The 2,670-nt window shown below is 56.2% G+C and carries 2 rRNA genes (1 of these 2 only partly in view); both read left to right on the top strand.

Annotation, left to right across the window (positions count from 1 at the left end):
- Positions 1-2,474 (top strand): 23S ribosomal RNA (locus tag ACFWU6_RS33440) (it extends 730 nt beyond the left edge of the window).
- Between the two features lie 77 nt (positions 2,475-2,551).
- Positions 2,552-2,668 (top strand): 5S ribosomal RNA (gene rrf, locus ACFWU6_RS33445).
- The last annotated feature ends 2 nt before the right edge of the window (positions 2,669-2,670 follow it).

A 2,670-nucleotide genomic window follows, 5' to 3' on the forward strand; every position in this document is an offset into this window, starting at 1 on the left:
GGGTCGTGACTGCGTGCCTTTTGAAGAATGAGCCTGCGAGTTAGCGGTGTGTAGCGAGGTTAACCCGTGTGGGGAAGCCGTAGCGAAAGCGAGTCCGAATAGGGCGATTGAGTTGCACGCTCTAGACCCGAAGCGGAGTGATCTAGCCATGGGCAGGTTGAAGCGGAGGTAAGACTTCGTGGAGGACCGAACCCACCAGGGTTGAAAACCTGGGGGATGACCTGTGGTTAGGGGTGAAAGGCCAATCAAACTCCGTGATAGCTGGTTCTCCCCGAAATGCATTTAGGTGCAGCGTCACGTGTTTCTTGCCGGAGGTAGAGCACTGGATAGGCGATGGGCCCTACCGGGTTACTGACCTTAGCCAAACTCCGAATGCCGGTAAGTGAGAGCGTGGCAGTGAGACTGTGGGGGATAAGCTCCATGGTCGAGAGGGAAACAGCCCAGAGCATCGACTAAGGCCCCCAAGCGTACGCTAAGTGGGAAAGGATGTGGAGTCGCAGAGACAACCAGGAGGTTGGCTTAGAAGCAGCCACCCTTGAAAGAGTGCGTAATAGCTCACTGGTCAAGTGATTCCGCGCCGACAATGTAGCGGGGCTCAAGCGTACCGCCGAAGTCGTGTCATTGCAGCATGAGGGCCAACGCCCGCTGTGATGGGTAGGGGAGCGTCGTGTGCCGGGTGAAGCAGCAGCGGAAGCTAGTTGTGGACGGTTCACGAGTGAGAATGCAGGCATGAGTAGCGATACACACGTGAGAAACGTGTGCGCCGATTGACTAAGGGTTCCTGGGTCAAGCTGATCTGCCCAGGGTAAGTCGGGACCTAAGGCGAGGCCGACAGGCGTAGTCGATGGACAACCGGTTGATATTCCGGTACCCGCTTTGAAACGCCCAATATCGAATCCATTGATGCTAAGGCCGTGAAGCCGTTCCGGACCCTTCGGGGAAAGGAAAGTGGTGGAGCCGCCGGTCCAAGGTGGTAGTAGGTAAGCGATGGGGTGACGCAGGAAGGTAGTCCAGCCCGGGCGGTGGTAGTCCCGGGGTAAGGGTGTAGGCCGAGGGGTAGGCAAATCCGTCCCTCATTAAGGCTGAGACCTGATGCCGAGCCGATTGTGGTGAAGTGGATGATCCTATGCTGTCGAGAAAAGCCTCTAGCGAGTTTCATGGCGGCCCGTACCCTAAACCGACTCAGGTGGTCAGGTAGAGAATACCGAGGCGTTCGGGTGAACTATGGTTAAGGAACTCGGCAAAATGCCCCCGTAACTTCGGGAGAAGGGGGGCCATCACTGGTGATCGGATTTACTCCGTGAGCTGGGGGTGGCCGCAGAGACCAGCGAGAAGCGACTGTTTACTAAAAACACAGGTCCGTGCGAAGCCGTAAGGCGATGTATACGGACTGACGCCTGCCCGGTGCTGGAACGTTAAGGGGACCGGTTAGTCACATTTCGGTGTGGCGAAGCTGAGAACTTAAGCGCCAGTAAACGGCGGTGGTAACTATAACCATCCTAAGGTAGCGAAATTCCTTGTCGGGTAAGTTCCGACCTGCACGAATGGCGTAACGACTTCTCGACTGTCTCAACCATAGGCCCGGTGAAATTGCACTACGAGTAAAGATGCTCGTTTCGCGCAGCAGGACGGAAAGACCCCGGGACCTTTACTATAGTTTGATATTGGTGTTCGGTTCGGCTTGTGTAGGATAGGTGGGAGACTTTGAAGCAGCCACGCCAGTGGTTGTGGAGTCGCCGTTGAAATACCACTCTGGTCGTGCTGGATGTCTAACCTCGGTCCGTGATCCGGATCAGGGACAGTGTCTGATGGGTAGTTTAACTGGGGCGGTTGCCTCCTAAAGAGTAACGGAGGCGCCCAAAGGTTCCCTCAGCCTGGTTGGCAATCAGGTGTTGAGTGTAAGTGCACAAGGGAGCTTGACTGTGAGACCGACGGGTCGAGCAGGGACGAAAGTCGGGACTAGTGATCCGGCGGTGGCTTGTGGAAGCGCCGTCGCTCAACGGATAAAAGGTACCCCGGGGATAACAGGCTGATCTTCCCCAAGAGTCCATATCGACGGGATGGTTTGGCACCTCGATGTCGGCTCGTCGCATCCTGGGGCTGGAGTCGGTCCCAAGGGTTGGGCTGTTCGCCCATTAAAGCGGTACGCGAGCTGGGTTTAGAACGTCGTGAGACAGTTCGGTCCCTATCCGCTGTGCGCGTAGGAATATTGAGAAGGGCTGTCCCTAGTACGAGAGGACCGGGACGGACGAACCTCTGGTGTGCCAGTTGTCCTGCCAAGGGCATGGCTGGTTGGCTACGTTCGGGAGGGATAACCGCTGAAAGCATCTAAGCGGGAAGCCTGCTTCAAGATGAGTATTCCCACCTCCTTGAGAGGGTAAGGCTCCCAGTAGACGACTGGGTTGATAGGCCAGATGTGGAAGCCCGGTAACGGGTGAAGCTGACTGGTACTAATAGGCCGAGGGCTTGTCCTCAGTTGCTCGCGTCCACTGTGTTAGTTCTGAAATAACGAACAGCTGTGTCTTCATCCAGTGTTCAAATTTCATAGTGTTTCGGTGGTCATAGCGTTAGGGAAACGCCCGGTTACATTCCGAACCCGGAAGCTAAGCCTTTCAGCGCCGATGGTACTGCAGGGGGGACCCTGTGGGAGAGTAGGACGCCGCCGAACAA

This window comes from Streptomyces sp. NPDC058674 (assembly GCF_042716505.1).
Classification (GTDB): Bacteria; Actinomycetota; Actinomycetes; order Streptomycetales; family Streptomycetaceae; genus Streptomyces.